Annotated in this window: 6 protein-coding genes and 1 pseudogene; 6 read left to right on the top strand and 1 reads right to left on the bottom strand. The window is 50.1% G+C overall.

Translation table 11 applies throughout. The features are described from left to right. A partial coding sequence (locus tag ACLQ6D_RS08005; RefSeq protein ID WP_411726759.1) for a hypothetical protein occupies positions 1–235 on the top strand: 235 nt, incomplete at its 5' end. 13 nt (positions 236–248) lie between these two features. On the opposite strand, the gene ACLQ6D_RS08000 is transcribed toward ACLQ6D_RS08005, so the two are convergent. Continuing rightward, positions 249–1,031, bottom strand: coding sequence for a hypothetical protein (locus ACLQ6D_RS08000; protein ID WP_411726758.1), 783 nt, complete (start codon positions 1,029–1,031; stop codon positions 249–251). 865 nt (positions 1,032–1,896) lie between these two features. Between ACLQ6D_RS08000 and ACLQ6D_RS07995 the strand changes: the two are divergent. The 5 genes and pseudogenes from ACLQ6D_RS07995 to ACLQ6D_RS07975 all read left to right on the top strand — a co-directional run bounded on the left by ACLQ6D_RS07995 (position 1,897) and on the right by ACLQ6D_RS07975 (position 3,502). Then, positions 1,897–2,235 (top strand): annotated as a pseudogene (locus ACLQ6D_RS07995) (IS1 family transposase). Beyond that, positions 2,228–2,296, top strand: a complete 69-nt coding sequence (locus ACLQ6D_RS07990; protein WP_411726760.1) for a hypothetical protein — start codon at positions 2,228–2,230, stop codon at positions 2,294–2,296. The pseudogene ACLQ6D_RS07995 and the gene ACLQ6D_RS07990 overlap by 8 nt, the downstream one beginning before the upstream one ends. A 35-nt stretch (positions 2,297–2,331) precedes the next feature. After that, positions 2,332–2,778: a cupin domain-containing protein gene (locus ACLQ6D_RS07985; RefSeq protein WP_411726757.1), complete on the top strand. Its 447-nt coding sequence runs from the start codon at positions 2,332–2,334 to the stop codon at positions 2,776–2,778. Next, positions 2,775–2,909, top strand: a complete 135-nt coding sequence (locus ACLQ6D_RS07980; protein ID WP_411726756.1) for a hypothetical protein — start codon at positions 2,775–2,777, stop codon at positions 2,907–2,909. Before ACLQ6D_RS07985 ends, ACLQ6D_RS07980 begins: the two co-directional genes overlap by 4 nt. 107 nt (positions 2,910–3,016) lie before the next feature. Beyond that, complete coding sequence (locus tag ACLQ6D_RS07975; RefSeq protein ID WP_411726755.1) at positions 3,017–3,502, top strand: transposase; 486 nt, start codon at positions 3,017–3,019, stop codon at positions 3,500–3,502. Positions 3,503–3,642: the final 140 nt, after the last annotated feature.

Genomic DNA, 3,642 nt, shown 5'->3' with positions numbered 1-3,642 from the left:
TTTTGGCGTGAGTGTGATCTGGTTCAGCACCATACCTTTCTTGGTGTCATTCGCCCAATTGAACTCCCAGCGAGCACCGTTCGTCATCTGGCAGTCAACTGAATTTGTTGTTGGAAAAAAACAGGTTGCCCCCTGTGCGGCGCCCTCACCTAAAGTCAAGAGGATTGCGGCAGCGAATGTCATTGCCCGTGTGTGGGTGATTCTTCTCATCGTTATCTGTCCTGAGTTAAGTTAGTGTGTATGTCGGCTTAGACACTGATCGACCCAAGGACTTCCCCCGTCGAGAGATCGACTACAAGTTTGCTCATGTCTATGAATAAGTCACCAATGGGAACGAAAAGCTGCATACACCGGTCCACCGCACAGTCTGCCGTGATGTTCCCGAGGGGGGTGCGCGCAGCCGAGGCAGGATAGAAAACCCCACCCTGCGCCTCTTCCAGTTGGCTGACATCGGTCAAGCTTTGGCCGGTGATCTCCCGGTAGGCTGTCCGGAGGCTAGGGCCCAACTGTGGATGTTCAAAAACAAGCTGCAAGGCCGCCTTGATTTCAGCTCTTGAAAAAAAGGGATGGTTGGCAACCCCACTCGCCACCTGTGTCTCTTGAACCGTGTTGCTGTTTAGGTTGACCACGGTCTGAATCACCTCGTTTGTCGCGTAGTTAAAGTAAAAAACCTCCGCTCTGCGTGACTGGGGATCGGCGTTCTTGGCCTCGATATGGCGCTGCGTATAGAGTGGATGAACGTCCTGTAATAATAGCCTCAATCTGGGCGGTCTAGGTAAGGTCGCTGCTAGTACCCTGGCGCGCTTTATTTGATCCGAGGAGTCGGCAACCTGCCTTCCGCGAACGATTTCATCCGGCGCTAATGGGTTACCGCGCAGGCTACGGAGGACTTCCACCGTTCGTGGCTCGTCCGCTGACTCACGGGGTCGACTGACCGCTTCCGTAGGCACCAATAACAACCAAGTCAACAAGGGTAGGCCCAGGCTGGCCAAGGTCCGAAATAATCTGAATCTGGAGGGAAAAACTGTCATGATCTTGGGTTTCCTCTACTAGGTTAGTCAGGATAAATTACAATAAGACTTGGTAGCAGAATTCGCCGCCCGTATCCGTATATTAGTACGGCAATTGGCATTTACCATGTCAAAATCAAACGTAATACTTAATGGACTATGAACACGCTCAGTTCCGGAGCAGCGAAATGTCAAGTAAACTCTGTAATGATTTCCTTGTATCATATTGCTAACACACAGCCAGGATAATTGGGACTTACTTTAGTGGTGCCTATCACCCATTGGGTCACTTTTCCGGATACCTTGGAGACATTGTAACTGTTTTTACTGGTTAGTCTATACGTACAAATACGTATAGACTAATTGCACAAATGCCAAGGTTTAGCCGTACAAATTTAAGATTTCGACATTTGGGCGAAAAGGCCAAGCAGTACGAATCCTGGCGCTTAGAAATTAGTAAACGAATGGAAAAGCAACTTTGAACCGTATTGAGCATGTTATCGATCCAGAAAGACTATTGTTAGTTTGGTAGGCACCAAAAGGCAAATCGAGAAATCGTTATGTAGTTGACGAACTGCGTATATGCAATGGAGAGGTTGTTTTTCGATATTTCCAAGATACAGAAGAATTTAAAAATGCGAGTGCAGAGAGTTTTGTCTACTATCCGGCATTTAGGAAAACCGGCCAAGAATATAATCATAGTGTGCTTGATTCTTATTTGCGCCGATTACCACCCAGGAAACGATGTTGGGGAATAACAAAAACATCGTCATTAGCACGCTAAAAAATAGAAAGCCCTGCTGACGCAGGTAATCCCTATCGTTAATACACAGGTTGCGCCAAGTGGCATGGAAGTTAGGCTGGAAGCCATTTCTGTGAAGCCGAAATGGACGGACAGCGGTCTTATGTGGGCAAGAAATCTGAGCCGCGTTGGCTGTGGCACACGATTGATCATGTGACCGGCACGATACTGGTGTAGGTCTTTGGTAAGCGTAAGGATCAGGTCTTCAAGCAACTGAAGGCATTGCTTCAACCGTTCAACATTGCCCGTTATTACACCGATGACTGTGGTGCCTGCGAGCGCTATTTAGACCCCATCAAGCATGAGATTGGCAAGCGGAATACCCAGAAGATAGAACCTAAAAACTTGAATCTACGGACGTGGATAAAGAAAGCGCTTGACTCGAAAAACGATTTGCTTCTCGAAGTCAGCAGTGATGCATGATACCGTCATCGGATTGCTAATCAATAAGGTCGAATTTGGAATCGATATTCATGCAAAATAACAGGTTTAACCCATTACCAGAAATTTGAGGTGTCAATGAAAGAAGAATTACGCCGGATGAAACCAAATTCTGAGTTTTACACGCCTGAGTTGTGTTACATCAACGAACTTTCCAATAGTGCAGATGATCCAGAGGTATCAATAGCGCGCGCAAGGGTGCAACCTGGCGTTACGACCCGATGGCATCGTCTCCATGGAATTACGGAACGTTATATGATCCTTGAAGGTGAAGGCCTTGTTGAAATTGGGGATTTAGAACCGCAGAAAGTCAGGCATGGCGATGTTGTGTTGATTCCCCCTGAGTGTCGGCAACGGATAACTAATATTGGCCTGAATGCCATTATTTTTCTGGCTATCTGTATGCCTCGTTTTCGCCAAGAAGCCTACGAAGACATAGAAAACTTAATTAAGGAATCTCTGAGCAAGCCCAGCCAAAACGTTAAAATTGCCACTGACAATAGCAATGGGGAGGACGAGCCATGAAACAACAAAGCCTTGCATCATTGGCCCATGGAGGCATGAAAAAGCGCACCAAGCGGGAGAAATTCCTGAATGGGGTGGGAGGTGGTGCCTTGGCAGTTGTTGGGGGAGATGGTCGAGCCTTACTGCCCTAAAGTCGGCAAAGGCCGCCAACCTACGGCTTAAGGTGATGCTGCGGGTTTATTGCCTGCAACAATGGTGCGGCTAGTCCGACCCTGGGGCGGAAGGGCCGCTTGCCGACGTGTTTGGGGGTGGGCAAGGCCTGTTGTTGACGGGCGGCAGCGCCGTTGACCCGACGGCTGTCCATGCCACGCCGTCGGCCAAGAACCAGGCCAGGCAGCGCGGTCTGGGACGGGTCCCACGAAAAAGGCAACACTTGGCATTTTGGCATGAAAGCCCCTATCAGCGTCGACGCCAACAGCGGCCCGTCCACACGGTCGGCACCACCACCGCCAAAGGCCACGACATCAGCGTCATCGGCCAGTTGCCCCGCGAAGGCGGCAGTGCCGTCTTTGGCGACAAGGGCTATGCCAACGAAAAGATGAAACACGCCGCCCGGCAAGCGGGGGTCTATTGGGCGGTGCTGGACAAGACCAAACCCAAAAAGAATCTATCGGCGTCACCGCGCAAGGAAAACAAAAAGCACGCTTCAGTTCGAGCGAAGGCGGAACATATCTACCGCATCGTCAAGTGCCAGTTCGGGTGTCGGAAAACCCGAAACCGGTGATTAGTCAAGAACGCGGCGAAGCCTTTCCGCTGATGGCACTGGCCAATTTGTGCCAGGCTCGGCAGGCGCGATATTGGCGGGTGCGGGACGGGTGTGCCCAGGACACCCCCAAAGGGGAGTAAATTGGGGCTTTGATAATG

It is taken from the genome of Methyloglobulus sp. (assembly GCF_046714055.1).
Taxonomy (GTDB): domain Bacteria; phylum Pseudomonadota; class Gammaproteobacteria; order Methylococcales; family Methylomonadaceae; genus Methyloglobulus.
Note: the sequence above shows the minus strand (reverse complement) of the source record. Positions and strands in the feature narration are given on the sequence as shown.